Raw genomic sequence first — 23,908 nt, 5'->3', positions numbered from 1 at the left:
GGTCGTTGTCCTGCGTGACGCGGCCGCCGGGAGTACACCCGCTTCCGGCCGCTCGCCGAGTCCCGCACACCCCTTGATCTCTGGAGTCACCCCACCATGCAGAACGCACCTGAGTCCTCGCTGGTCGGGCAGGAGTACGAGGTCGAGGTCGGCCCGGTCGCCCACGGCGGCCACTGCGTCGCCCGCACCGAGGACGGGCGGGTGCTGTTCGTACGGCACACCCTGCCCGGCGAGAAGATCGTGGCCAGGGTCACCGACGGCGAGGAGGACTCCCGCTTCCTGCGCGCCGACGCGGTGCGGATCCTGGAGCCCTCCAAGGACCGGGTCGAGGCCCCCTGCCCGTACGCCGGCCCCGGCATGTGCGGCGGCTGCGACTGGCAGCACGCCAAGCCGGGCGCCCAGCGCCGCCTCAAGGGCGAGGTGATCGCGGAGCAGCTGCAGCGCCTCGCGGGCCTCACCCCGGAGGAGGCCGGCTGGGACGGCACCGTCATGCCCGCCCCGGGCGACAAGCTCCCCGCGGGCGAGGTGCCCGGCTGGCGCACCCGCGTCCAGTACGCGATCGACGAGGACGGCCGGGTCGGACTGCGCAAGCACCGCTCGCACGACGTGCAGCCGATCGACCATTGCATGATCGCCGCGCCCGGCGTCAGCGAGCTGGGCATCGAGAAGCAGGACTGGCCGCAGATGGAGACCGTCGAGGCGATCGCGGCGACCGGCTCGAACGACCGCCAGGTCGTCCTCACCCCGCGCCCCGGCGGCCGGCTCCCGCTCGTCGAACTCGACAAGCCCGTCTCGGTGCTCCGGGTCGAGGAGCGCGACGGGGGAGTGCACCGGGTCCACGGCCGCGCCTTCGTCCGCGAGCGCGCCGACGACCGCACGTACCGCGTCGGCATGGGCGGCTTCTGGCAGGTCCACCCGCAGGCCGCCGACCTGCTGGTCAAGGCCGTGATGCAGGGCCTGATGCCGCGCAAGGGCGACATGGCGCTCGACCTCTACTGCGGCGTGGGCCTCTTCGCGGGCGCCCTCGCCGACCGGGTGGGGGAGAAGGGCGCGGTGCTGGGCATCGAGTCCGGCAAGCGCGCGGTGGAGGACGCCCGCCACAACCTCCAGGGCTTCGACCGGGTCCGCATCGAGCAGGGCAAGGTCGATTCCCTGCTGCCGCGCACCGGCATCGACGACGTCGACCTGATCGTCCTCGACCCGCCCCGCGCCGGCGCCGGCAAGCAGACCGTCAAGCACCTCGCCTCCCTCGGCGCCCGCCGCATCGCCTACGTCGCCTGCGACCCGGCGGCACTGGCCCGCGACCTGGCGTACTTCCGCGACGGCGGCTACAAGCCGCGCACGCTGCGGGCGTTCGACCTGTTCCCGATGACGCATCATGTGGAGTGCGTGGCGATCCTGGAGCCTGCCGAAAAGGGACGCTGACCTGCGGTTTCGCTGAGTGTGCGTTATGGGCGTTACGTGCGTTACAGGCGATATATTGACGCATGTTTGACGCACGAGCGGCATGTTTGACGCACGTTTGACGCACGAACGGCGCGACTTCTGACGGGTCGTCACGCACAGTTTGGTGGCTGCCAGCGAAGCCCGCAGCCGGTGGTTAATGGGCCCCGGAGGGGGCGGGGGGACGGCCGCCGAGCCGTCGGCTGACCTAGCCCTCGCGCCTCTCGATGCTGACGTTCCGTGACGCTGGGTGGAGCCTCAGTCGGGCGGCGTGTCGTGGGCTGTAGGGGCTCCACGGTGGCTGACGTCCGGCTGATCCATGCTTCGGCTTCGGTCCTGGCCTGGCCTGGCCCGGCAGTATGGCCTCGACTCGCGTGCGTACCGCGCTCATGTATGTGGTCAGTCCGGTGGCGTGGCGCCATGCCGCTTCCTGTGCTTCGAAGTGTTTGAAGCGGTACGCCTCGGCGTACTGGACGCGGGCTTCTTCCATGGCGGCTTCCCAGCGGATGCGCTTGACCCGGACCAGGTGACCGCCACTCTGGCGACCGCGCAGGGCACCGAGCAGGTGTCGGCCGCCTACCTCGTCGGTTGCGACGGGGCCGCAGCCTGGTGCGCAAGCGACTCGGCATCTCCTTCGAGGGGTTCACCGAGGCGGAGAAGCAACTGATCGTCGGGACGTCGAGATCGACGGGCTCGCGCCCGACGCCTGGTACCAGTGGCTGGACCTCGACCCCGGTGTGGTCATGCTGTGCCCGCTCAGCGGCACGCGCTCCTGGCAGATCCAGGCCACGCTCCCCGTCGACGCGGACGGCCGGCCCATGGAGCCGTCGGTGGAGGCCCTCCAGCGGGCCGTCGACCGGGCCACGGGCATGCCGATCCGGGTCCATGACGCGACATGGCTGTCGACCTCGCGGATCAACGTACGCATGGCCGACCGGCTGCGGATGGGCCGGGTGCTCCTGGCCGGGGACGCCGCGCACGTCCACCCCGTGCTCGGGGCGCTGGGCGCCAACACCGGCGTGCAGGACGCCTACAGCCTCGGCTGGAAGCTCGCGCTGGTCCTCGCCGGGGCGGCACCGGAGCTGCTCGACACCTGCCAGGAGGAGCGGCTCCCGGTGGCGCGCTGGACGCTGGATACCAGCGTGGCCGGCACCAGGGCCGTGTTCGAGGAGATGACCGGCGGCACCGGCGGCGCCGAGACCGGCCTCACCCAGGAGACCCTCCAGCTCGGGCTGGAGTGCCGGGCCAGTTCGCTCAGCCGCGCCACGCTCGCCGACACCGGCGGCGTCCAGGCCGGCGACCGCGCCCCGGACTCGGTGTGCCTGGACATGGCCGGCCGGCTCGTCCGGCTGTTCGACGTGTTCCGCGGCCCGCACTTCACGCTGCTCGGCTTCGGCGCCGACTGCGAGGCGGCCCTGCGCGAGGTGGCGTCCGCCGGCCCGGACGACCTCAGGACCTGCCTGCTCGGCGAACGGCCGGCGGCCTACGGACTGCGCGCCGACACGCTGGTCCTCGTCCGCCCGGACGGCTGCATCGGGCTCACCGCGCCGGCGGGGGACGGCGCGGCGGTGCTCGGCTACCTCGGTTCGCTGCTCGGCGGCGCGGTGTCCGCCACCACCGCCTGATCAGGCCCCACGGAAAGGAGAGTGCAGATGGTCTACCGCCCCGACTGCTTCCGGCAGCCGGACCTGGGGACGCAGTGGGACCTCATCGAGGAGCACCCGCTGGGCCTGATGGCGCTGTCGGTGGAGGGCAGGCCCGCCGCCGTCCACATCCCGTTCGTGCTCGACCGGCACGCCTGGCCCTACGGCAAGTTGCGCGGGCATCTCTCGCGGGGGCAACCCGATCTGTGAGGCGCTGGCCTGCAACGTCGAGGTGGTGGTGGCGTTCCTGGGCCCCAGCGCCTACATCTCGCCCGACCACTACGCCTCCCCGGCGGACGCGGCCGGCTGATCCGGCGTACGTCGGCAGAACGACGACGGCGCCGCCTCTTCGAGGCGGCGCCGTCGTCGTCGGTTTCACTTCTGGACGGCTGCCCCCGCCAGGCCCTGGCGCAGCAGGGCGTAGGCGTGGTCGGCGTCGGCCACCGCCTCGGGGTAGACCTCGTCAGCGGACCGGCCGGCGACGATGCGCTGCCAGTTCACCGACGCCAGGATGCGCTCGGTGGCGATGACCTGGCCGGCCAGCAGGGCGGCCGTGATCTCGCGGTCGGAGTCCAGCGCGTCGACCAGGGCCTGGGCGAGCGCCTCCTCGGCCTGGGCCAGGTACTGGCTGACGCGTGCCACCAGGCTGGGCGTGGAGTACACGAGGTGGTGGAAGGCGAGGACGTCCTCGTCGTCGTTGAGCCCCGTGATGGGGTCCCGGGCCGCCAGCCCGTCCAGGAAGTGCTGGTGCAGGGCGTCGATCGCGGACACCCCGGGCGGCCGCTCCGCGACGACGGTGCTGCTCACCGTCTGGTGGTCGGCGAAGCGGTGGACGACCAGGTCTTCCTTGGTGGGGAAGTACTTGAACAGTGTGGGTTTGGAGACCTCGGCGACGGCCGCGATGTCGACGACTGAGACCTGGTCGAACCCGTGTTCAAGGAAGAGCGTGATCGCCGTGTCGGAGATCGTCTCTCGCGTTCGCTGTTTCTTGCGCTCCCGCAAGCCCATCGGCGCATTCACCAGGCCACCCTAGCACATACCCTTACCCGGGCAATCAGGTGACTGAGTCCGCGAATTGACTCGGTTAAGGAATCTGCTCTAGTGTCCGCCAGCGGAAGACGGACGGGCCGGACCGAGCGCCGCCCGCTGTGAGGGAAGGACATCAGGACATGGCACAGGCAACAGCGGCCTCCACCGAGAGGTCGGTGCGCCACCGGTGGTGGGGGCTGGGGGTGATCGCCCTGGCTCAGCTGATGGTCATGCTGGACATGACCATCGTGAACATCGCCCTCCCGTGGGCCCAGCAGGACACCGGGATGTCGGACGCGAGCCGGCAGTGGGTGGTCACCGCCTACACCCTCGCCTTCGGTGCCCTGCTGCTGCTCGGCGGACGGGTCGGCGATCTCGTGGGCCGCAGGCGCGCCTTCGTGGCCGGCGCCGTCGGCTTCGCCGTCGCCTCGGTGGCGGGCGGCGCCGCGCCGAACGCCGAGGTGCTCGTCGGCGCCCGCGCGGCGCAGGGCGTGTTCGCCGCGCTGCTCGTGCCCTCGACCCTGGCCATGCTCGCCACCACCTTCACCGAACCGCGCGAACGCGCCAAGGCGTTCGGTGTCTTCAGCTCGGTCGCCAGCGCCGGTGGCGCCATCGGCCTGCTGGGCGGCGGCGTGATCACCGAGTACCTCGACTGGCGATGGTGCTTCTACGTCAACGTGCCGATCGGCGTGGCCGTGGTGGCCGGGGCCTTGCTGTTGCTGCCGGCGATGCCCGCCAACCGCCAGCGCGTGGACGTCCCCGGCGCGGTGCTCTCCGCCTGCGGCATGCTCGCCCTCGTCTACGCCTTCGACCAGGCGGCGACCCACAGCTGGACCTCGCCCCGCGTCCTCGGCTGCCTCGCGGCCGCCGTGGTCCTGCTCGCCGCGTTCGGCCTCACCCAGGCCAGGGGGCCGGCTCCGCTGCTCCCGCTGCGGCTGGTCGCCGACCGCAACCGGGCGGGAGCGAGCCTGACCATCGCCCTGGCCATGGTCAGCCTGTTCGGCCTGTTCCTGATCCTCACCTACCAGTTGCAGGTGGTGATGGACTTCTCGCCGCTGCGCACGGGGCTGGCGATCCTGCCGGCGACCGTGGCGACGGTGCTCACCTCCACCCAGATCGCCGCCCGGCTGGTGCCCCGCGTCCCGCTGCGCCTGCTGGTCGTGCCGGGCCTGTCCATCGCCATGCTGGGCCTGCTCAACCTCGGCCGGCTCACCCCCGACAGCTCCTACGCCTCGACGCTGATGCCCACCCAGATCTTGCTCGGCATCGGTGTCGGACTGGTGATCTCGCCGTGCATCAGCGCCGCCACCTACCGCGTGCCGCCGCAGGAGGTGGGCGTGGTGTCGGCCTTCGTCTCCACCTCCCAGCAGCTGGGCGGCTCCATCGGCACGGCCCTGCTCAACGCCATCGCCACCAGCGTGACCGCCGACCGGATTGCGGGCGGCGGCCGCGGTGAACGGGCCGTGACCGAGGCGACCGTCCACGGCTACGCCGTCGCGAGCCTGTGGGCCGCGGGCATCACCGCCCTCGCCGCCGTACTCGCGGGCCTGCTGATCACTATCGACCTGCGCAAGCCCGCCCAGGCTCCCCCGGAGCAGGCGCGTGCCACGGAAGGCGACCTGGCGCCCAGCAACTGACCGCGCCCCACCGGACCAGCAGTCGCCGGGTGACCTCCCCCGGCCTGGTGGCTGCTCCGGCCGCCCGCCGGGACTCACACAACCAACCGGCGGGCGGCCCCTATCAGGCCCCTAGACCCCCTTTTCTCGCCGTGGATCGGCTTCGGCCCGCCAAGGGCGTACATAGGCTCAGCGCGACCCGCGAACGGCCCGGAGCCGTCATTTTCGAGGATGTGCCCATGCTTCAGGATTCAGCCCCTCTGGAACTCGACGACGCGTTCATGCAGGACCCCCACTCCGTGTACACACGGCTCAACGCCGGAGGCTCGGCGCACCGGGTGATGATGCCTCCCGGGGTCCCCGTGTGCGGCGGACTGCCGGTGTGGCTGATCACCGGATACGAGGAGGTACGCTCGGCGCTCGCGGACCCCCGGCTGAGCACCGACCTCAACAGGACGGACCGGCTGTTCGCGCAGAACGAGCCCGACCGCAACAAGCGCGGCGCGTTCTCCTCCGCCCTCGCCACCCACATGCTGCACTCCGACCCGCCGGACCACACCCGGCTGCGCAAGCTGGTGAACAAGGCGTTCACCAGCCGCGCCATCGAAAAGCTCCGGCCGGAGATCGAGCAGATCACCGGCGAACTGCTCGCCGCCCTGCCGGACGAGGACCCGGTGGACCTGCTGGACGCGTTCGCGTTCCCGCTGCCGATCCGGGTGATCTGCCTGCTGCTGGGCGTGCCGCTGGAGGAGCAGGAGAACTTCAAGTCCTGGTCCAAGGCGCTCGTCTCCGGCGACTCGCCTGCGGCGACCGCCGCCGCGTCGACCGCGATGATCGAGTACCTCGGCGACCTCATCGAGCGCAAGCGCCGTACGCCCACCGACGACGTGCTCGCCGCGCTGGTCTCGGCGCGTGACGTCGACGACCGGCTCACCGAGACCGAACTGGTCTCGATGGCCTTCCTGTTGTTCATCGGCGGCCACGAGACCACCGTCAACACCCTCGGCAACGGCACGCTGCACCTGATGCGCAACCTGGACCAGTGGGAGGCGCTGCGCCAGGACCGCTCCCTGCTGCCCGGCGCCGTGGAGGAGTTCCTGCGGCTGGAGAGCCCGCTGAAGCACGCCACCTTCCGGTGCGCCACGGAGGACCTGCGCATCGGCGACACCGAGATCCCGGCCGGCGACTTCGTGCTGCTGGCACTGGCCTCCGCCAACCGGGACCCGGAGCGCTTCGGCGATCCGCACACGCTGGACGTCCGCAGGCCCACCGGCGGCCATGTCGCCTTCGGGCACGGCATCCACTACTGCCTCGGGGCGCCCCTGGCGAGGATGGAGGCGCAGATCGCCTTCGGCGCGCTGCTGGACACCTTCCCCGCCATGCGGCTCGCGGTCGACCCCGAGGACGTGCGGTGGCGCACCAGCACGCTCATCCGCGGGCTCCACTCACTGCCGGTGCGGCTGAACCGCCCATAGTGTCCAGGCTCTGCGGCAGTTCGTCACGGCGGGACAGGTTGAGCTTGCGCAGCACACGCGTCATGTGCTGCTCGACCGTGCTGACCGTGATGAACAGCCGCCGGGCGATTTCCCGGTTGGTGTGCCCCTCCGCCGCCAGGGCGGCGACCCGCAGTTCGGCCTCGGACAGCACGTCGTGGACCTGCTCGGAGGCCTCGTGCCCGGCGGCGCACACCCGGCCGTCGGCCGACCGCTCCGCGTCCGGCAGCAGGCTCTGGCTGAGCGGCTGCGCATGGCACTTCTTCGCCATCCGGTAGGCACGGCGTACGATCACCCGGGCCCGGTTGGACTTGCCCAGCAGATGGTAGACACGGCCCAGATCGCCCAGCGCGTGCGCCAGCAGCAGATCGCACCCGGAGTCCTGGAGTTCGTCCACGGCCTCCCGCAGCGCCCGCAGCCGCTGCTGGGGCTCCATCGTCGAAGCCAGCAGACGCAGGGCGTTGCCGTGCACCCGGGGGTGGCCCTTGTGCCGGGCCAGTTCCTCCCGCAGATACGTCACGGCCTGGTCCGGCTCGCCCAGGCGCAGCCGGGCCTCGGCCACCCCGGAGCGCCACGGGATGAGCGTGGTGTCGGCCACCCCCCAGCTCTCCAGGGCCTTGCCGCACGCCAGGAAGTCGCCGAGCGCGGCCTGAAGTCTCCCGGTGGCCAGGTGGAACTGGCCCCGGGCGTACAGGTAGTGCTGGCCGAAGAGGGTCTGGAAGACCGCCTCGGGCACCGGCTGGCCGAGCCGGGCCCGCGCCTCGTCGTAGCGGCCCATCGCGGTCAGCGCGTACACCGAACTCGCCAGCGGCAGGCCGATGCTGATCCCCCAGCCCCGGGACGACATCCGCGACAGGACCAGGTCGCTGTGCCGCTCGGCCTCCAGCAGTCGGCCCTGCCGGATGAGGTTCGCCGCCCGCAGCGAGGACAGCAGCGCGTCCCAGGTGGGGATGTTGCGCTCGCGGGCCGCCTCCAGCAGCGTGGTGCACCAGGCGTCGACCTGCTCGGTGCGGTCGGCGTAGAACAGCGTCATCAGCGCCAGCGGGATGGTCTCAAGCGTCGGCGTCAGACTGGACATCTCCAGCACATGGGCGGCGCCGACCACGGCCGGCCCGGGTTCGCCGCCCCGCAGGACGACGGACAGGGCGGTGGCCGCGTGCAGCCGCGGCTGCTCGGCAATCGCCGCGGGGGCGATCTCGTGCGTGACGTCGACGGACACCTCGCCGAACATGCGCCGGTGGAACGGCGGGCACAGCACGGACAACCACCGCTGCAGCGCCCGCACCTCGGCCACGCCCTCCTCGCCCGGGTCGTCGGCCAGCTGCCGGTCGACCAGCTCCAGCACCTCCGCGGCCTCGTCCACATAGCCGTGCCAGACCAGGTTCTTGATCAGGGACATCGCGCCCGACGTGGCCGTGAGATTCCCGGCCTGGAGCGCCTCCTTCAGTTCCGGGAGCCGCCGCATTGCCTTGGCCGGGTCGACCTGCCAGGCGGACAGCGTGCGCTGGAACAGGATGGACGCCCGCAGCGGCCCGTCCGGGCAGATGGCGTGGGCCAGGTCGAACAGCCGCATCGCCTTGGGGAACTCGTCCTGGGCGATCGCGTCGGCCGCGGCTTCCCAAAGCAGTGGCGGCGCCCAGGATTCCGCTATGCCTCCCGCCGCCACGATGTGCTCGGCCACCGTGGCCGGATGTGCGCCGTTGTCGTGCAGCAGTACGGCGGCCCGCCCGTGCAGCCGCGCCCGCTCCTCGGCGGAGACCTCGCCTCCCAGCACGGTGTGCATCCTCGGGTGGCGGAAGCCCGGTCCCGCCAGCAGGCCGGCCTGGGTCAGCTCCTGAAGGTGCCGGGTGGGCGGGTTCGTGCTGTTGCGGTCGAGCAGCACCGACAGCGCGTCCGGCCCCAGCACCGCCAGGTGCCGGGCGAGATCGGCCGCGGGCGCGCTGACCCGGTGGGCGCAGTCGACCACCGCGGAGTCGAACATCTCCCCGGCGACAGGCCGTATCGCGGCCGCGCCCGTGTACGTGCCCTGCCGGGCGTTGCAGGTGTCCTCGACCAGCGCCCGCGTCAGCAGCGGGCTGCCCCCGCTCGCCGCGTGGAACTCCGCGGCGCCGGCCTCGTCGGCGGGCACGCCCAGCCGCTCGGTGAGCAGCAGCCGGATGTCGCCGGCGGTCAGCGGGCCGACCCGCAGCTGATGGAATCCGGGCTGCCGGGCGAACTCGGCCCGCGCGGCGGCGTACGGGGGCAGGGCCTGCGGCCGGTCGGTGAACACCGCCAGAACCCGGGAGGCGACCATGCGGCGGGCGAGGTGCCCGAGGCAGCCCAGCGACTCGGGGTCGGCCTCGTGGATGTCGTCGACGGCGAGGACGAGGGGATGGTCGTCGGCCAATTCCATGACGGCCGCGCAGAATTCATCCATGGCCTTGTCGTGTTTACCTTCCGGTGCCCGGGTGACCGCCGCAAGGCTGCGGCCGACGGCTGCGAGCGTGTCACTCGTACGCTGTGAAGCTCCTTTGAATCGCCCTGTGCGCCACAGGAGTTGATGGACCACGCCCCAGGAGTTGGCGCGCTCCCTCGGGGAGCAGGCCGCTCTCAGGACGAGGGAACCGGACTTCGCCGCGCTCTGGGTGAATTCGTGGAGGAGGGCGGTCTTGCCGATCCCCGCAGGGCCACTGACCAGGGCGATCGGACCCGCTCCGCAGTCGCGTGCGGTCAGCAGGTCATGCAATTGGGTGAGTTGTATGTCCCGTCCGACGATGGACATCCGCAGGTGCTCCTAAGGTGCCGAGGCTTCGGTATGTCTTCAGCCATCCTGCAACTTCAGACAGTCCGCCGGATCTTCAGTGATCATCGCCACAGGGATTTGGCGCAAGTGTCACCGTCGACAACGGCAATTCGGCCAACTCCGAAAGCCAGGGCAATTTTCCGCCTTGGGGTTCTTCAAAGAGGCGAAAGAAAATGCGGCCCGGGGGAATCCCCGGGCCGCACCTCTCGGACAGGCCTCGACCGTTCTCGGACGGTCCGCGCCTCAGGCGGCGAGCGGCTCCGGCAGCGGCCGGGCGTGCAGGACGTCGAGACGGGACACCGCACGCGTCACCACGACGTACAGCCGGTGCAGTCCGCGCGGCTCGGACTCGACGATCGCGGCCGGCTCCACCACGACGACATGGTCGTACTCCAGGCCCTTGACGACCGTCGCGGGCAGCACGGTCACCCGGGCGGCCGTGCCGACCTCCTCGGCCGTCGCCGTCTCGATGCCCGCCCGGCGCAGCGCCGCCGAGGTGGCGGCGACCGCGTCGTCGGCGGCGATGACGGCGACCGACCCCTCGCGGTCGAGGGCCGCGCGGACGCCGGACACGGTGGCGGACGCCAGGTCGTCGACGGCGCTGACCGTCAACTCGCCGTCATGGCGCAGCGAGCGGGCCGGCGGCACGTCCACGCCCAGGGCGCCCACCAGCCGGTTGGCCAGCTCCATCACCGCGGCGGGCACACGGAAGCCGGTGGTCAGCGGGACGACCGTGGCCTGCGCCTTGCCCAGGTGCGTCAGCTGCTCCTGCCAGGTCCGCGCCGACCACGGCGCCGTCGCCTGGGCCAGGTCGCCCAGCACCGTGATGGAGCCGAACGCGCTGCGCCGGGCGATCGCCCGGCACTGCATCGGCGACAGGTCCTGAGCCTCGTCCACGACCACATGGCCGTAGCCCTCGGGGCGTTCGATGAGCCCCGCGACCTCGTCGAGCAGCAGCATGTCCTCGACCGACCAGGTGGCGCTCTTCTCCGACCGCGGAGGCTTCGCCCACAGCAGGGCCCGCTGCTCGGCGGCGTCGAACACCCCGTCCGCCGCGGCCTCCATCACCGCCGGATCGCTCAGCAGCGTGGCCACGACCTCCTCCGGCCGCGCCACCGGCCACGCTGCCTCCAGCAGCGCGGCGACCGGCTTCGAACGGCCGATCTTGCGCGCCCAGGTCACGCTCTTCGGGCCGGCCCGCCGCTCGGCCTGCTGCTGGATCAGCGTGACCACCCGCGAACGCACATGCTCGCGGCCGATCCCGTACGGCACCCCCATGCCCCGCACCTCGTCGATGACCCGGGCCAGGTCGTACGAGTCCACCCGCCAGCGGTACGAGCCGTCGGTGACCGCGATGGACTCCTCCGAGTGCCTCACCCGGGCGTACAGCGCGCGCTCAAGGACGGTGGCCATACGGTCGCTGTGCTTCAGGACGCTGACGTCCTCGGAGTCCGCCCGCCGCACCGGGTGCCGTGCGACGACGTCCTCCACCGTCAGCTGGGCGATGTCGATCTCGCCCAGCGACGGCAGCACCTCGGAGATGTAGCGCAGGAAGGTGCGGTTCGGGCCGATGATCAGCAGACCGCTGCGCTGCAGCCGCTCGGGGAACGTGTAGAGGAGATACGCGGCGCGGTGCAGGCCGACGGCGGTCTTGCCGCTGCCCGGGGCGCCCTGCACACAGACCGACTCGTTCAGCTCGCTGCGGACCAGGTTGTCCTGTTCCGGCTGGATGGTGGCGACGATGTCGCGCATCGGGCCGAGGCGAGGCCGCTCGATCTCGGCGGCGACGATCGCGCTCGCAGCGTCGCCGCCGTCGTCGCCGCGGGCGTGGTCGAGGTGCTCGTCCTCGAGTCCGGTGAGGTCCTCGGGAGCGCCGTGGCTCCACGGCGCCCACCCGAAGCGCCGCCGCACCGCGACGCCGCGCGGCTCCAGGGCGCTCGCCTGGTAGTAGGTGCGGGAGACCGGCGCACGCCAGTCGATCACCAGGGGCGGTGCGGCCGGGTGTTCCGAGATCCGCCTGCGGCCGATGTAGTACCGCTGCCGCCGGTGGTCCCCCGCCTCCTCGGAGTCCTCGAAGTCGAGCCGGCCGAAGAACAGCGGGCTGTCGGGCTCCTCCGCCATCTGCTGTGCGCGGGTGCGCAGGTAGCGGCCGAGCGCCTCGGCACTCGCGCCGTCACCCGACACGTCCTCGCCCGCGACGACCTGGTACTGGGCATCGTCCACCTGCCGGGTCATCGCCTCGCGGCACACCGCGACGTACGCACGCTCCAGGGCCAGCTCGTCGTCGAGTCCGACGGCCTCCTGGGTGCCGTACGTGTCCTGGACGTGTGACGTCATCGATCGACCTTTCCGAAGTGACGGCCTTGCGCGCCGCCCGACGAGGCCGGACGGCGAATTCCGGGTCCCAGCATAACTGAACCCGGTTAATAGACTGGCTGGGTTGTGTTATTGCCGGCCGGATACCGACGGCCTACGCGCAGTGCTCCGAGCGGGCGCGTACGGCTGGGCGCGACCAGCGCTCCGCGCGGCCGGTGTCGACCGGGCCGCGGCCGGAGTTGCCGGGGGTCTGCTGCCGCCGGGTCGCGGTCACGTTCCGAGCGGCCGGTTGTCGCCGGGCGTGCCCAGTGCTCCGGGGGCTGTTTGCCGTCGGCCGCAACCAACGCTTCGCGGCGCCGGTGTCGCGGCCCGGGGCCACGCGTTTCTGGCGGCCGGTAGCCGCCGGGCGTGCCTAGTGCTTCGAGCGGCCGGGCACCGCCGGGTGGGACCAGCGGTGCCGGCGCAGCCGGCGGCTGGTGACCGCCGGCCGCCGGCAGTGCTTCGGTGGCCCGTTACCGCCTGGCCGCGATCAGTGCGCCCAGCACCGCCGCGTGGACCAGATGGCCGGGGGCGTACAGCTCCTTGCCGATCCACAGTGGGGGGTGGTGTTCGGCGTTCAGGCCGTGCTTCAGGAGGAAGGCGCAGCCTCGGTGTACGGCCTGGGTCGCCTCCTCGGAGCGGGCGTCTCCGTCGGCGGTGAGTTCCAGCAGGGTGCGTACCGCGTAGGCCGTCTCCTCCGGTGTGCCGTCCCAGCGGCCCCAGGAGCCGTCCTCGTGCTGCCGGTGCAGGAGCCAGTCGACGGACCTGCCGAGGGCTTCGGCCGACGCCGGGCCGGCGTACCGGTGCAGGGCCAGGGCGCAGCGCATCGTCGCGAAGTAGGGCGAGGCGTGCCACTTGTCGGACCAGCTGCCGTCCGGCCCCTGGCGGTCGCGCAGCCACGACGCGATCCGGGCGACGGCGTCCCGGGACCGGTCCCCCTCAGCAGGAGGACCGTCGGCCGGGTGGCAGCCCAACGCCTCAAGGATGTGCGCGTTGGTGGTCGTGGACGGCTCGTGCTCCGGGATGGTGGACATGAAGTGGCTGCCCGCGTCGTACTGCCACAGGTACTCCGGCTCCTGCGGCGCCCCCAGGCGGGCCAGGGCCGTCAGAACGATCGCGCTGGTCTCCGCCTCGTACGCGAACCCCGGCGCGGTCGGCGCCCCGGACCGGCCGACGTCACCCGGCAGCTCCTTCAGCAGCGGAGCGAGCACCTCACGCTCCACCCCCGCCGTCGCCAGGTTTCCGGCGATCCACGCCCGCTCGTAGTACACGATCGAGGTCATCGCGGGGACCGCGCCGGATCCCCGCTCCTGGGCCTGCCGCAGGAAGCGCACCGAGGGGTGCGCGGGGGCGGCCGGCTCCCGAGGGCCGAGCCAGGCGGCGGTCGCGGCAGCGGAACAGCCGACGACCCCGTCGACCGGCTCCATCTCGGCGGCGCCGACGGCCGCCGGGCCCACGATCTCCAGGTAGTGACCGGCGAGCGGGTTGCGCCAGGCACCCCCGCGCAGCCCACGCAGCGCCTCGTCGGTCAGCCCGTGCGGCAGCGCCAGCGGCTGCACCGGTCCGTCCCCGAGGACGGCGAGCCGGGCGTTGATCCCCTCCACCAGAGCGGGGATGACCATGAAGAACACGACCGTCGACGGCACCGGCTCCTCGGCGCTGCCCGCCACCAGCGCGGCCGCCGCCGCGAGCCCCCGCCGCGCGGCCTCGACGAGCGCCGCGGGCGGCAGCGGCAACTCGCCGCCCTCCCAGCCCAGCACGGCCAGCAGCGCCTCCGTCGCGCTCAGCGTCGGCACGAGGGCGTACCCGCCGGGACCGCCCCAACTGCCGTCGGACCGCTGCTCGTCGAGGAGATACCGGACCCGGGCGGCGTCCCCGTCCAGCCACGGGGCCAGCGACACCAGCCGGGCCGTCTCGTACACCGAGGGACCCAGCGCGCCGGTCGGGTCGTCCAGCACCCGCTCGACCAGCTCGGCGACGAGCCGGTCGAGGTCCACGTCCGTGGGCGTGCTCACGCGGGGAGCTCCTCGGAGACGGTGATGCTGTCGACGAGCAGCGACGACGGCAGCGTCGCCGGGTCGGGGTCGCCCGGCAGGACCGGGCCGCCGGGGCTGCCGATGATGATCGCCAGACAGAAGTACACGGGCTGGTCGAACAGCCAGCCCTTCGGAGTGGTGTCCTGCGGGGTCAGCTTCAGGTACTCGCGGCCGTCCAGGTACCAGGTGATCGAGTCGGGGCCGCGCCGCCAGACCGCCGAGTAGGTGTGGAAGTCCGCGCTGAGCGGGCTGCCGTCCTCCGTGGTCGTACGGGCGCCCATGCCCAGGGACGGGATCTGGTGGCACTCGGGGGAGTGGACGGCACCCCACACCGAGTCCGGCTCGGAGCCGAGCGCCTCCATGACGTCGATCTCCCCGGCCCGGTACCACGCCTGCACCGGGTCCTCGTCACCCCGGTGCCGCAACTGCGTGCCCCAGGCCCACAGCGCGCAGTCCAGGCCCGGACCCGCTGCGGTCTTCACCCGGGCGTCCAGGCGCAGCGCGCCGCCGGGCCGCGGCACGAAGTCCTCGCGCCGGGTCTCCAGCCACGCCGCCCGGTACTCCCCGTCCTCGTGCGTGGCGGTGATCCGCAGGTGCCCGGCGCCGTCGAGGCCGACGTTCGCGGGGTCGTCCGTGTGGAACTCGATGCCGGCGCCGAACGGCTGCCCGGTGACGACCTGCCACAGGGCGGGGTCGGGCGGGGACCCGGCCGGGCCCTCGAACGTGTCCTGCCACAGGACCTTCCACGACGGCGGCGCGGTCGCGGCGGCCGGGGCGGTGGCGTGCTTCTCGTTCACGGTCTCCATGTCTTTCTCGGGCTCCGTCTTCCTCAGTTGCCCGGGGCCGACGGTGCGGCGGCGTCCGGATCGAGATGCTCGGCCATGGCGAGCGGGGTGGGATGGGCGAACAGGTCGGCCAGGCGCACAGGCACACCCAGCGTCTTCTCGATGCGCTGCACGAGCTGAGCGCCGAGCAGCGAATGCCCGCCGCTGTCGAAGAAGTTGGCGTGCGGGCCGAGGTCGGTCCGGCCGAGCGTGCTCTGCCACAGGGCGAGCAGCCGCCCGGCCGTCCCCGACTGCGCCTCGGGCGAGGCCTCTTCCGCCCCCGCGGCCGCACTGCGCTCGGAGCGGCGCTGCTCGGCGTGGCGGGTCAGCGCGAGATGGTCCCGCTTCTCGTTGGCGGTGGTCGGCAGCGACTCCAGCACGACGATCTCCTGGGGTACGGCGGCGGAGGGCAGCAGGGACCGGGCATGGGCCGTCAGCCCGGCGGTGTCCACCTCGGCCACGGCGTCCCCTCCCTCCGCTCCTTGCGCCGGTTCCACGAACGCGACCAGGGCGGCGTCCGGCCCGCCGCGCCCCACCACGACGACGGCGACGTCCCGTACGTCCGGACGGTCGAGCAGCACCGCCTCCACCTCGCCCAGTTCGATCCGGTGGCCGCGCAGCTTGATCTGGCGGTCGGTCCGGCCCAGCAGCTCGACGCTGCCGTCGGGCCGCAGCCGGGCCAGGTCGCCGGTGCGGTAGTGGCGCCCGTACGCGGGATGGTCGCGGAAGCGGTCCGCCGTCAGCTCGGGGCGGTTGTGGTAGCCCAGCGCGATGCCCGCTCCGGCGATGCACAGCTCGCCCTGCACACCGACCGGCAGCTCCCGGCCGTCCGGGTCGACGGCGAACACCTGGGTGTTGGCGATCGGACGGCCCACGTCCGCGCGGACCACCTCGTCCGGCACCGGCCCCGAGGTGGACCAGATGGTCGTCTCGGAGGGGCCGTACACATTGAGCAGTGAGCCGCCCGAGGCGGCCAGCGTGCGGGCCAGCGCCGGCGGCAGCGGCTCCCCGCCGCAGACCAGGCGCCGGCCGGCGAGCTGCCCGTCCGCCGCGTCGGCGACGACCCGCCAGGTCGTCGGGGTGGCCTGCACGATGCCGACGTCGTGCGCGACGACCTCGGCGAGCAGGGCCCGGCCGTCGGTGCGGGCCTCGTCGGAGGCCACGACCAGCCGTCCGCCGCACACCAGCGGCAGGAACAGCTCCAGGGCGGAGATGTCGAAGGCGAAGGTCGTCAGCCACAGCACGGCGTCGTCCGCGGTGACCTTCAGCTCCTCGGCGAAGTGCTGGACCACGTTGGCGAGGCTGCGGTGGCCGACCAGGGTGCCCTTCGGCTTCCCCGTCGAGCCGGACGTGTAGATCAGGTAGGCGCAGCAGTCCGGATCGGGGCCGCCGGCACCGGGGTCCGGCAGCGGGCCGGAGCCGTCCCGCGCGAGCGGCTCCAGCGGAACGACCCGCGCCCGGACCCCCTCGGGCAGCTCCACGCCCGGCGCCGTGAGCACTGCCTGCGCGCCGGAGTCCTCCAGGACGTACGCCAGGCGCTGCACGGGGTGCTCCGGATCGACGGGCAGATACACCGCTCCGGCCAGCCACACCCCGAGGGCCGCGGCCGCGAGTTCGGGACCCCGGGGCGCGGCGAGCGCGACGATGTCACCGGCCCTCACCCCGGCGTCCGCCAGGACGTCCCGGGTGTGCTCGGCGGCCCGCCACAGCTCGGCGTACGTCGTGCTGCGACCGTCGCCCACGACGGCCGGCGCGGACGGCGTCAGCGCCACCCGCTCCCGCACCGCCGCGAGCACGCTGGGCGGATCCACCGGGCGCGCGGTGTCGTTGCTCGCGGCCAGCACGGCGAGGTCGGAGGGCCCGGCCAGCGGCAGTTCGCCCATCGGCCGGTCCGGCCCCTCCGCGGCCGCGAGCAGCAGCGCCTCGAAGCGTTCGAGCAGCCCCTGTACGTCGGCCCGGTCCAGCACCTGCGTGTAGTACGCGGCCCGGACGGTCACCTTGTCCGCCGAGGACAGGAAGAAGAACTCCAGGTCGAACTTGCTGAAGCCGTTCTCCACCGTGAGCCTGCGGGCCGTGGTGTCGCCGAGGGGGAAGCTCGTACGGCCGTCGTCCGGAACGTAGTTGAACAGATGGCGGAAGACGGTGTTGCGCCAGGAGGCGCCGCCGTCCCTGCGCAGTTCCGGCAGCAGGACGTCGACCGGCACATCGGCGTGGGCGACCGCCCCGAGGAACGCGTCGCGGGCGGTCCGCACCAGGTCGCGGAAGCCGCCGCCGAGGTCGACGGGTATGCGCAGCGGCAGGGTGTTGACGTGGTAGCCGACGGCCCTGGACGCCTCGCGCGCCCGGACGTTGACCGGGGTGCCCACCACCAGGTCGGGACCCGCGCCGTGCCGGGCCAGCAGCAGGCCGTACGCGGCCAGCAGCACCACCGCCTCCGGCGCGCGCAGCTCCTTCTGCAGCCGGCGCAGTACCTCGGTCGCCCGCGGGGACAGGTCGGCCGTGATCTGGTCACCGGTGAGGGTCGGCTCGGGAAGATCCTCGCTGCCGCACCACAGGGCGAGGCCCGCGGCGTCAGCCCCGGCCAGCTGCCCGCGCCAGTACTCCACGGCAGCCGCGCGGGGAGCGGGCTCCCGGTACGGCGGCTGCGCGGTCAGCAGCTCCGCGGGTGGCGCGGCACCGGCCGCGAGCGCCGTGTACCCGGCGGTGAACTCCTCCAGCAGGACCGCGCCGGAGACCGTGTCGAAGACCAGGTGGTGGACGGCGAGACAGAACGCGTCGCCGTCCGCGCACCTCACCCGCGCGGCCCGCACCAGCGGCCGCCCGTCGATGTCGAAGGGACGCGCGATGAACTCCCCGACGACAGCGGCGACCTCCCCCGGCTCCGCCGCCAGCTGCTCGGCCTCGATCCGCACGGCAGCGGGGTCGAGCACCTCCTTGACGAGGCCCGCCTGCTCCTGCCGGAACACCGTGCGCAGCGCCTCGTGCCGGCGCAGCAGCAGATCGATCGTGCCCTGGAGCGCCGGGCCGAGCAGCGGCCCGTCGGCCTGAAGGGCGACGGAGAGGTTGTTGACCCCCTTGACGGGCACCAGCTCGTCCAGGAGCCAGAGGGCGTGCTCCTTGCTGTCGGCCGGGCGGGACCGGACTTCCGTTGCTTCTGGCATTCCAACCGTTCCGTGGGTTCGCGGGAATTCGGTGGGGCGTACGTACGGGATTCGCGCGTACGGGACTTGCGCGTACGTGACTTCTCAGGCGGGCCTGTCCGCGCCGAGCAGCTCGGTCACCGTGCGGGTGACACCGGGGTCGCGCAGCAGGTCGACGTGCCGGACGTCGACGCGCAGTTCCCGGCCCACGGCGATGTCCTGGCCGGCCGCGCGGGAGCCGTTCAGACCGCTCGTGGGCGACGAGGACGTGACGGCGACGGCCTCCCGCCACGCGGGCAGAGGGTCGATGTCCGCGGCCGCGATCAGATAGCCGACGAACGACGCGAAGACCGCGGTGATCTCCTCCATCCGCTTGGCGTCCAGCTCCAGCCGGTCGAAGGCGGGCTTGGCGGTACGCCGGTACACGTCGAGGAGTTCGGCGCCCAGCGCGGCCATCGTCGTGTGCTGCTCGTGCGCCCGCCGCGCCTCGTCCGCCGCCTGCGCGGTCTCCTCGGCACTCAGCAGGGCGGACATGGAGTCGAGGACCTTGTAGAACTGCGAGTACAGGGTCAGCGGGCCGGACTGCTCGGGGTCGAACAGCACCAGCGCGGGCGCCTGTTCCTGCCGGGCGGCGAGGCGCTGCGCGATCACGCCCGCGTAGACGCCGCCGACACAGAAGCCGAATACCGCGCGGACCGGGCGGCCGTCGGCCGCCACCTCCTCCAGCCACCGCTCGACGGGGTCGGCATCGTCGGCACCGGTCCCGGCCTCCTGGGGAATCGTCTCCCAGATCGAGTAGGGCAGCAGGTCACCCAGACCCGAGGCCAGATCGGTGAAGCGGCCCTCGGCCCGGCCGGTGGCGTCGAAGTCCACGGCGAGCACGAGCTCGTGCGCGTCCGCGTTGCCGAGAACCCGCCACGTCTGCTGATCGGTCATGGTTCGGGATCCCCCATGGTCTGTGGAAAACACTGCGTTCGGTTCGGTGGAAAACGGTGAACTCGCGTTCGTGGAGAACGGTGAATGCACGTCCGAGGACAGCGGATTCGTGTTCAGGGACGGTGAATTCGCGTCCGTGGAATACGGAGAATGCGCGGTCACGCTAACTTCGCCTCCTGGCTCGGATAACCCCTAGCCGACCCCTGCGACCCCCAGCCGCGTGGCCAGCACCTCGGCGACCGCGTCGGTCTGCTCCGAGACATAGAAGTGACCGCCGCCGAAGACCCGCAGGTCGAACGGGCCGGTGGTGTGCTCCTGCCAGGCCCGGGCCTCCTCCACGGTGGTCTTCGGGTCGTTGTCGCCGGTCAGCGCGACGACGGGGCAGCCGACGGCCGCGCCCGGCGCGCTGCGATAGCGCTCGATCGCCTTGTAGTCGGCCCGCAGGGACGGCAGGAACATCCGGACGATGTCCTCGTCGTCCAGCGCCGCCTGCGCGGTGCCGTCCAGGGCGCGGATCTCCCGCAGCAGCGCGTCGTCGCCCTTGCGGTGCAGGTCCTCGCTGCGGTGCCGGGAGGGGGCCCGGCGCCCCGACACGAACAGGGACACGGGCGTCACGCCCGCCCGCTGCTCCAGCCGCGCGGCCACCTCGAAGGCGACGGACGCGCCCATGCTGTGCCCGAACGGGGCGAGCGGGCGGTCGGTGCCGACGGCCTCGACGACCGCGTCGAACGCGGCGTCGGCCAGCTCGTGCAGGTCCTCGAAGGCGGGCTCCCGATGCCGGTCCTGACGGCCGGGATACTGCACGGCCACCACGTCCAGCCGTCCGGCGAGCGCCCGGGACAGTGCGTGGAAGGACGTGGCCGAGCCACCGGCGTGCGGGAAGCACACCAGGGTGACACCGTCGGCGGGCGCCGGCTGGTAGCGGCGGATCCAGGGGCTCTCGATGGGTGCGGTACGTGTGGGGGTCATGACGCGGTCCTCTTCATTTCCTCGTGCAGGTGCGCGGCGAGCTCTGCCGGCGTGGGGTGGTCGTAGATCAGCGTGGGCGGCAGGTCGAGGCCCGTGACCTTGGTGAGCCGGGCGCTCAGCTCGACGGCCGTCAGCGAGGCGAACCCGGCGTCCAGGAAGTCCTGTTCGGCCGGAAGCGCGTGCGGGTCGGCGTGCCCGAGCACCGCGGAAGCGGCCGACCGCACGGCCTCCAGCAGCAGCGCCGGCCGCTCGTCCTCGGGCGCGTCCGCCAGGGCCCGCGCCAGGTGCCCGTCGTCCTCGGACGGCTGGGCGTCCTCCGGCGCCTCCATGGCGGTGGTGGCGCGGCTGTGGTCCCAGGCCGACAGCAGCGACAGCACCGCGTTCAGGGAGTCGGCCTCACGGGCGGAGTCGACGTCGAGCAGCGCGGCCAGAGCGCCGACGTCCCGGCTGCCGACAGCGCGCCAGAACCGCCGCTCCAGGTCGCTGCCGCCGGCCGGCGCCTGCTGCGGCCCGGACGGCAGCCAGTACGCCGTGCGCTGGAAGGCGTACGTCGGCAGCTCGACCGTACGGGCGCCGGTCGGGGCGAACACCGCCGCCCAGTCCGGGGACACACCGTGGACGTGCAGTTCGGCGACGGCCGTGGCCAGCGCCCGGGCATCGGTGCGGTCGCGCCGCTGGACGGGTACCACCAGCGCCTGACCGCCGAGGCATTCCCGGGCCATCGCGGCCAGCACCGCGTCCGGGCCGACCTCGACGTACGCGGTGACGCCCTCCTTCTCCAGACGCGTCAGCTGATCGGCGAAACGCACCGCCTCCCGCGCGTGCCGCACCCAGTAGCCGGGGTCCTGGAGCAGCCCGTCCGACGCCGTCTCCCCGGTGACGTCGGAGACGACCGGGACGCGCGGCGCCCGGTACGACACCTCGCGCGCGACCGCCGCGAACTCGTCGAGCACCGGATCCAGCAGCGGCGAGTGGAAGGCGTGACTGACCCGCAGCCGCCGGGTCCTGCGGCCGAGAGCCCTGAAGTGCGCGGTGATCTCCTCGACCGCGCCCTCGCGGCCCGACACGACCACGGTCGACGGCCCGTTGACCGCGGCCACCCCCACCTCGTGCGTCCGCCCGGCCAGCAGCGGCAGCACCTCGTCCTCGGCCGCCTGCAGCGAGGCCATGGCCCCGTCGGCGGGCAGCGACTGCATCAGCCGGCCACGGGCCGCCACGAGCCGTGCCGCGTCGGGCAGGTCGAAGACCCCGGCGACATGGGCCGCCGCCAGCTCACCGATCGAGTGCCCCGCCAGCAGGTCGGGTCGCAGCCCCCACGCCTCAAGCAGCCGGAACAGCGCCACCTCGACGGCGAACAGCGCGGGCTGGGCGTACTCGGTGCGGTCGAGCAGCTCCGCCTCCGGGGAGCCGGACTCCGCGAACACGACCTCGGCCAGGGGCCGTTCCAGCAGCGGTCCGAACTGCGCGCAGACCTCGTCGAACGCCGCCGCGAACACCTCGGACGAGGCGTACAGCTCCCGGCACATCCCGGGCCGCTGGGTGCCCTGCCCCGAGAACAGGAAGGCGACCTTGTGACCGCCCGCGGCGGCACCCGTCACCACGGACGGCGAGCCCTCGCCACGGGCCAGCGCCTCCAGCGCCGCGAGCCGCTCCGCCGGGTCGTCGCCGAGCACCGCACCCCGGTACGCGAACGCGGACCGGGTCGTGGCCAGCGACAGCCCGACCTGCGCGGCAGTCAGCTCCGGCCGCTCCTGTACGAAGTCCCGCAGCCGGGCGGCCTGGGCGCGCAGGGCCTCCGGACTCCTGCCGGACAGCACCCACGGCAGGGCGACGACCCCGCCCGGCTCGCCCTCCTCGGCCCCGGCCTCGTCCGGCGCGGCATGCTCCAGGACGACATGGGCGTTGGTCCCGCTGATCCCGAACGACGACACGGCCGCTCGCCGGGTACGGCCGGTCTCCGGCCACTCGGTGGTCTCCGACAGCAGCGAGACGGCTCCGGAGTCCCAGTCGACGTGGGTGGAGGGGGTGTCGACGTGGAGGGTACGGGGGAGCAGGCCGTGGCGCATGGCCATGACCATCTTGATGACGCCGCCGACGCCGGCGGCGGCCTGGGTGTGGCCGATGTTGGACTTCACCGAGCCGAGCCACAGCGGCTGTTCGGGAATGTGGTCCTGGCCGTACGTCGCCAGCAGCGCCTGCGCCTCGATGGGGTCGCCGAGGCTGGTGCCGGTGCCGTGGGCCTCGACCGCGTCGACGTCCGCTCCGGTCAGCCCCGCACTGGACAGGGCCTGGCGGATCACCCGCTGCTGCGCGGGACCGTTCGGGGCGGTGAGGCCGTTGCTGGCGCCGTCCTGGTTCACCGCGCTGCCCCGCACCACCGCCAGCACCGGGTGGCCGTTGCGCCGCGCGTCCGACAGCCGCTCCAGCAGCACGACGCCCGCGCCCTCGCCCCAGCCCGTGCCGTCCGCGGAGTCCGCGAACGCCTTGCACCGCCCGTCGCGGGCCAGCCCCCGCTGCCGGCTGAACCCGATGAACGTACCGGGCGTGGTCATCACGGTCACGCCGCCCGCGAGCGCCAGCGAGCACTCGCCGTTGCGCAGCGACTGCGCGGCCAGATGCAGGGCCACCAGCGAGGAGGAACAGGCCGTGTCGACCGTGATGGCCGGGCCTTCCAGACCCAGGTGGTACGCCACCCGGCCAGAGGCGATGCTGCCGGAACTGCCGTTGCCGAGGAACGCCTCCAGCCCCTCCGGCACCTCGGTGACCTGCGTGCCGTAGTCGTGGTACATGACGCCGGCGAAGACGCCCGTACGGCTGCCTCGCAGGGTCCGCGGGTCGATGCCGGCCCGTTCCACGGCCTCCCAGGAGGTCTCCAGGAGCAGGCGCTGCTGGGGGTCCATGGCGAGGGCCTCGCGGGGCGAGATGCCGAAGAAGCCCGCGTCGAACTCGGCGGCGTCGTACAGGAATCCGCCTTCTACCGCGTACGTCGTGCCGGGGTGGTCCGGGTCCGGGTGGTACAGCGCCTCCGTGTCCCAGCCGCGGTCGGCGGGGAACCCGGAGATCGCGTCGCCGCCGGAGCGCACCAGCCGCCACAGGTCCTCCGGAGTGTGCACCCCGCCCGGATAACGGCAGGCCATGGCCACGACGGCCACCGCGTCCTCGTCGGGGTCCAGGTCGCTGCGCCGAGCCGGGCCGGCCGCGGTGTCGGGCTCGTCACCGAGGGCCTCGGTGACCAGATACCGGGCCAGTTCGACCGGGCTCGGCTGGTCGAAGACCAGCGTGGCCGGCAGCCGCAGCCCGGTGGCCGAGGCAAGCCGGTTGCGCAGCTCGATGCCCGTCAGCGAGTCGAACCCAAGGTCCCTGAAGCTGAGTTCGGCCTCGACACCTCCGGCGCCCGCGTACCCCAGGATCCCGGCGGTGTGCTCCCGCACCAGGCCGAGCATCGACGCCATCCGCCCGGCCGGCTCCAACTCGCCCAGCCGGGCGGCCAGAGACCGGCTCTGCGGTTCGGCTCCCTCCCGGGCGGCGGCGCGGCGCACCTGGCGGCGTGCCAGCCCGCGCAGCAACGCCGGCACGGGCTCCTCCGCGCCGAGGGAACGCCGCAGCGCCGCGACGTCGAGCCGGATCGGCAGCAGGTGCGGT

Annotated in this window: 16 protein-coding genes; 7 read left to right on the top strand and 9 right to left on the bottom strand. The window is 73.0% G+C overall.

All coding sequences use genetic code 11. The annotated features are described in order from the left end of the window. The first annotated feature begins 96 nt into the window (after nucleotides 1-96). The 5 genes from ACWD01_RS22305 to ACWD01_RS22285 all read left to right on the top strand — a co-directional run bounded on the left by ACWD01_RS22305 (nucleotide 97) and on the right by ACWD01_RS22285 (nucleotide 3,396). Nucleotides 97-1,425, top strand: coding sequence for a class I SAM-dependent RNA methyltransferase (locus ACWD01_RS22305; RefSeq protein WP_451164425.1), 1,329 nt, complete (start codon nucleotides 97-99; stop codon nucleotides 1,423-1,425). Nucleotides 1,426-1,762: 337 nt separating this feature from the next. Next, nucleotides 1,763-2,110, top strand: coding sequence for an FAD-dependent monooxygenase (locus tag ACWD01_RS22300; RefSeq protein WP_451164423.1), 348 nt, complete (start codon nucleotides 1,763-1,765; stop codon nucleotides 2,108-2,110). A gap of 70 nt (nucleotides 2,111-2,180) precedes the next feature. Further along, the gene (locus tag ACWD01_RS22295) at nucleotides 2,181-3,068 is read left to right on the top strand and encodes an FAD-dependent monooxygenase (RefSeq protein ID WP_451164421.1); all 888 of its coding nucleotides are present in this window, start codon (nucleotides 2,181-2,183) and stop codon (nucleotides 3,066-3,068) included. A 27-nt stretch (nucleotides 3,069-3,095) separates the two neighbouring features. Next, nucleotides 3,096-3,296 (top strand): FMN-binding negative transcriptional regulator, encoded by a 201-nt coding sequence (locus ACWD01_RS22290; RefSeq protein ID WP_451164419.1) that lies wholly within the window; start codon nucleotides 3,096-3,098, stop codon nucleotides 3,294-3,296. A gap of 22 nt (nucleotides 3,297-3,318) precedes the next feature. Then, nucleotides 3,319-3,396, top strand: coding sequence for a hypothetical protein (locus ACWD01_RS22285; RefSeq protein WP_451164563.1), 78 nt, complete (start codon nucleotides 3,319-3,321; stop codon nucleotides 3,394-3,396). A 65-nt stretch (nucleotides 3,397-3,461) separates the two neighbouring features. Here ACWD01_RS22285 and ACWD01_RS22280 read toward each other — a convergent pair whose 3' ends face one another. Then, nucleotides 3,462-4,106 (bottom strand): TetR family transcriptional regulator, encoded by a 645-nt coding sequence (locus ACWD01_RS22280; RefSeq protein ID WP_451164417.1) that lies wholly within the window; start codon nucleotides 4,104-4,106, stop codon nucleotides 3,462-3,464. A gap of 149 nt (nucleotides 4,107-4,255) precedes the next feature. Here ACWD01_RS22280 and ACWD01_RS22275 point away from each other — a divergent pair, with 149 nt between their 5' ends. Continuing rightward, complete coding sequence (locus ACWD01_RS22275; protein ID WP_451164415.1) at nucleotides 4,256-5,752, top strand: MFS transporter; 1,497 nt, start codon at nucleotides 4,256-4,258, stop codon at nucleotides 5,750-5,752. 218 nt (nucleotides 5,753-5,970) lie between these two features. Continuing rightward, nucleotides 5,971-7,206, top strand: coding sequence for a cytochrome P450 family protein (locus tag ACWD01_RS22270; protein WP_451164413.1), 1,236 nt, complete (start codon nucleotides 5,971-5,973; stop codon nucleotides 7,204-7,206). On the opposite strand, the gene ACWD01_RS22265 is transcribed toward ACWD01_RS22270, so the two are convergent. The 8 genes from ACWD01_RS22265 to ACWD01_RS22230 all read right to left on the bottom strand — a co-directional run. Beyond that, a complete protein-coding gene (locus ACWD01_RS22265) occupies nucleotides 7,160-9,985 on the bottom strand; it encodes an ATP-binding protein (RefSeq protein WP_451164411.1) in 2,826 nt (941 codons plus the stop codon). The genes ACWD01_RS22270 and ACWD01_RS22265 overlap by 47 nt on opposite strands. A gap of 264 nt (nucleotides 9,986-10,249) precedes the next feature. Beyond that, entirely contained in the window at nucleotides 10,250-12,343 is a 2,094-nt protein-coding gene (locus ACWD01_RS22260) for a HelD family protein (RefSeq protein WP_451164409.1), read from the bottom strand. A 491-nt stretch (nucleotides 12,344-12,834) separates the two neighbouring features. Then, on the bottom strand, nucleotides 12,835-14,376 hold the full coding sequence (locus ACWD01_RS22255; RefSeq protein ID WP_451164407.1) for a prenyltransferase: 1,542 nt from the start codon (nucleotides 14,374-14,376) through the stop codon (nucleotides 12,835-12,837). Beyond that, nucleotides 14,373-15,203, bottom strand: a complete 831-nt coding sequence (locus ACWD01_RS22250) for a glycoside hydrolase family 16 protein (protein WP_451164405.1) — start codon at nucleotides 15,201-15,203, stop codon at nucleotides 14,373-14,375. The genes ACWD01_RS22255 and ACWD01_RS22250 overlap by 4 nt, the downstream gene beginning before the upstream one ends. A 23-nt stretch (nucleotides 15,204-15,226) precedes the next feature. Then, nucleotides 15,227-18,382, bottom strand: a complete 3,156-nt coding sequence (locus ACWD01_RS22245) for a non-ribosomal peptide synthetase (protein ID WP_451164403.1) — start codon at nucleotides 18,380-18,382, stop codon at nucleotides 15,227-15,229. A gap of 84 nt (nucleotides 18,383-18,466) precedes the next feature. After that, nucleotides 18,467-19,297: a hypothetical protein gene (locus tag ACWD01_RS22240; protein ID WP_451164401.1), complete on the bottom strand. Its 831-nt coding sequence runs from the start codon at nucleotides 19,295-19,297 to the stop codon at nucleotides 18,467-18,469. 192 nt (nucleotides 19,298-19,489) lie between these two features. Then, nucleotides 19,490-20,266 carry a thioesterase II family protein gene (locus ACWD01_RS22235; protein ID WP_451164399.1) on the bottom strand — a complete coding sequence of 259 codons (777 nt, stop codon included), beginning with the start codon at nucleotides 20,264-20,266 and terminating at the stop codon, nucleotides 19,490-19,492. Continuing rightward, nucleotides 20,263-23,908 (bottom strand): type I polyketide synthase (locus tag ACWD01_RS22230; protein ID WP_451164397.1); only part of this gene is annotated, 3,646 nt, incomplete at its 5' end. The genes ACWD01_RS22230 and ACWD01_RS22235, both read right to left, overlap by 4 nt.

It is taken from the genome of Streptomyces sp. NPDC002835, from assembly GCF_053591995.1.
The sequence above is the reverse complement of the archived record's forward strand: the minus strand, read 5'-3'. Positions and strand labels throughout refer to the sequence as shown.